Consider the following 2,699-nt stretch of genomic DNA (forward strand, 5'->3'; position numbering starts at 1 on the left):
GCAGGCCGCCGTCGCGGCGGCGGATGCGGAAGTAGGCGCCGTAGTTCTCGCTGCCGTCCTTGATGGCCCGGGTCACCAGGGTGTCCAGGCGCAGGGACTCGGCCTGCGGGACGCGCGGGGAGAGGCTCTCCGGGTTGCCGTCGTACTCCTCGGGGGTCAGGTCGAAGATCTCGTGGGCGCGGGCGTCCATGGCGAAGACGCCGGTGTCCAGGTCCCAGTCGAAGCCGCCCATGCGGTTGAGTGCCAGGATCGGGTCCGGGTGGGCGGGCCAGTCGTCCGGGAGGGACAGTGCGCTCGCTCCCCGATCAACCATGCGCCCACCTTGCCAGGATTCGCCCGATTCTTCGACCGGGAGGGGAGCACGTGCGTGAGGCGTCCCGGCGTGGAACTCGGCGGGTGTCAGGGCCAGGGAAACGGGAGAGGAGCGCAGCCGCGTGGAGTGGTTCACCGCACCCGATTACTGGCTGAGCCGGACGGTCTTCCAGCGGGCGCTGGCCTGCGTGTATCTGGTCGCGTTCGTGACGGCGGCGCTGCAGTTCCGTGCGCTGCTCGGCGAGCGCGGGATGCTGCCGGTCGCCCGGTTCGTCGAGCGGGTGCCGTTCCGGCGGGCGCCGAGCGTGTTCCACTGGCGCTGTTCGGACCGGTTCTTCGCCGGGTGCGCCTGGGCGGGCTGCGCGGTGTCGGCGGCGCTGATCGCGGGCCTGGACTCGCTGCTGCCGCTGTGGGCGGCCATGCTCGCGTGGCTGGTGCCGTGGGCGCTGTACGTGTCGATCGTCAACGTCGGCCAGACCTGGTACGGCTTCGGCTGGGAGTCGCTGCTGCTGGAGACCGGTTTCCTCGCCGTCCTCCTCGGCAACGACGAGGTGGCGCCGCCGATCGTCGTGCTGTTCCTGCTGCGCTGGCTGCTGTTCCGCGTCGAGTTCGGCGCGGGCCTGATCAAGATGCGCGGTGATCCCTGCTGGCGCAAGCTCACCTGTCTGGACCACCACCACGAGACGCAGCCGATGCCCGGCCCGCTGAGCTGGTTCTTCCACCGGCTGCCGAGGCCACTGCACCGGGTGGAGGTGGCCGCCAACCACGTCACCCAGCTGATCGTGCCGTTCCTGCTCTTCACCCCGCAGCCGATCGCCACGGCCGCCGCGTCCCTGATGATCCTCACCCAGCTGTGGCTGGTGCTGTCGGGCAACTTCTCCTGGCTCAACTGGATCACGATCGTGCTGGCCGTCCCCGCCCTCGAACTCCCCGCCGACCCACCGGCCACGCCCGACGCCCCGCTCTGGTACGTGGTCGTGGTCCTGGCGGTGGCCGCGTTCCTGCTGTTCCTCAGCCACCGCCCGGTGCTCAACATGCTCTCGCGGCGGCAGGTCATGAACCGCTCCTTCGACCCGCTCCACCTGGTCAACACCTACGGCGCCTTCGGCAGCGTCAGCCGGGTCCGCCACGAGGTGGTGATCGAGGGCACCCTCGACGAGGTGCCGCGCGCGGACTCCGACTGGCGGGAGTACGAGTTCAAGGGCAAGCCCGGCGATCCACGGCGCTGGCCGCGCCAGTTCGCCCCCTACCACCTGCGGCTGGACTGGATGATGTGGTTCGCCGCCCTCTCCTCCTCCTACGCCGGTCCCTGGTTCGGCGCGCTGGTGGAGCGGCTGCTGGAGAACGACCGCGACACGCTCCGCCTGCTGCGCCGCTCCCCGTTCCCGCCCGGCGAGCCCCCGCGCCACATCCGCGCCCGCCTCTTCCGCTACCGGTACACGACCTGGCGGGAGCTGCGGGAGACGGGGGCGTGCTGGGAACGGACGTACGTGCGGGAGTACCTGCCGCCGACACGGCTCACGGGGTCGGCTCAGAGGCCGTAGACACGGGTGGCGGTGGTCTCGAAGACCTGCGCGCTCTCGTCGGCGCTCAGGTGCCCGGTCAGTTGCCGGGCCGTGTCCAGGACCTGGCCGTATCGGGCGGCGAGGGTGCACACCGGCCAGTCCGAGCCGAACATCAGCCGGTGCGGGCCGAAGGCGTCCAGGGCGGTCTCGGCGTACGGCCGCAGGTCGGCGGGCGTCCAGCCGGCCGGGTCGGCCTCGGTGACCAGGCCGGAGAGCTTGGCGACGGTGTTGGGCAGGGCGGCCAGCGCGCGCAGGTCCGTCTCCCAGGGTCCTCGGTCGCCCGAGGCGACGGGCGGCTTGCCGAGGTGGTCCAGGACGAAGGTGAGTCCGGGATGCCGGGCGGCGGCCCGTGCGCAGGCGGGGAGCTGGCGGGGAAGTACGACCAGGTCGTAGACCAGGCCGGCGGCGGCCACGGCGGCGAGTCCTCGGCGTACGTCCGGGCGCAGCAGCCACTCCGGGTCGGGTTCGCCCTGGACCTGGTGGCGGACGCCCTTGAGGTAGGCGCCGCCGGGGAGTTCGCGCAGCCGGGCCAGTTCCTCGCCGACGTCGGGGCGGGTCAGGTCCGTCCAGCCGACGACGCCCGCGACCAGGTCGTGTCCGGCGGCGAGGGCGAGGAACTCGGGGGTCTCCTCGGCCACGGTGACCGTCTGCACCAGGACGGTCCGGCCGACCCCGGCGGCGCGGGCCTCGGGTGCGAGGTCGGCGAGGGTGAAGTCGCGGCGCAGCGGCTGGAGTTCGTCGCCGGTGATCCAGTCCTGATCGCGTACGGACAGGTCCCAGACGTGGTGGTGGGCGTCGACGGTCACGGCAGCTCCCGTGGGG

At 72.2% G+C, this 2,699-nt stretch carries 3 protein-coding genes; 1 reads left to right on the top strand and 2 read right to left on the bottom strand.

Features of this window, described 5'->3' with window-relative positions:
• The coding region (locus tag BZL64_RS38325) for a PAS domain-containing protein (protein WP_143663469.1) at positions 1-313 on the bottom strand (313 nt) is incomplete at its 3' end.
• Positions 314-434: 121 nt separating this feature from the next.
• Between BZL64_RS38325 and BZL64_RS38330 the strand changes: the two genes are divergently transcribed.
• Positions 435-1,856 carry a lipase maturation factor family protein gene (locus tag BZL64_RS38330; RefSeq protein ID WP_086773523.1) on the top strand — a complete coding sequence of 474 codons (1,422 nt, stop codon included), beginning with the start codon at positions 435-437 and terminating at the stop codon, positions 1,854-1,856.
• Here the strand turns inward: BZL64_RS38330 and BZL64_RS38335 are convergent.
• Positions 1,844-2,683, bottom strand: coding sequence for an amidohydrolase family protein (locus tag BZL64_RS38335; protein ID WP_086773524.1), 840 nt, complete (start codon positions 2,681-2,683; stop codon positions 1,844-1,846). The genes BZL64_RS38330 and BZL64_RS38335 overlap by 13 nt on opposite strands.
• Positions 2,684-2,699 lie beyond the last annotated feature (16 nt).

It is taken from the genome of Streptomyces bobili, from assembly GCF_002154575.1.
In the GTDB taxonomy this organism is placed as follows: domain Bacteria; phylum Actinomycetota; class Actinomycetes; order Streptomycetales; family Streptomycetaceae; genus Streptomyces; species Streptomyces bobili.